This window comes from Bartonella sp. MR168JLCBS (assembly GCF_042194175.1).
In genome coordinates this window covers 1-315 of record NZ_JBHIMP010000448.1, presented here as the reverse complement: position 1 = coordinate 315, position 315 = coordinate 1, and the positions used below count along the sequence as shown (strand labels likewise).

Sequence of the window (315 nt, the reverse complement as noted above, 5' to 3'; positions counted from 1 at the left end):
GATATCGCAGCTTGGCGCTATTGCATCACACCTTCTTCTCCTATCCCAATAAACCAGGAAGTATCCTGTGTCGAGAGCCAAACATTCCCACCTTTACCGGATTTTTTCTTCCATAAAGTTCCAGCAGAACCAGCCTTACCAAAACCGTTGAGGCCCTCTGTTGCTAGCCTTTCTATTGAAGCTGATACTGAACTTGCCCCCAATCTAAAACAGTTCAGTATCTCACCTGTTTTAGGGAAAACAAACACCAACAGAGCTTTTTCCATTGAATATGGTAATCTTATTCACCTCTTGCTGCAATATCTACCCAATTGC

Annotated in this window: 1 protein-coding gene; it reads left to right on the top strand. The window is 43.2% G+C overall.

The features are described from left to right. Positions 1-315 (top strand): hypothetical protein (locus ACFIK8_RS11890; protein WP_375669547.1); only part of this gene is annotated, 315 nt, incomplete at both ends.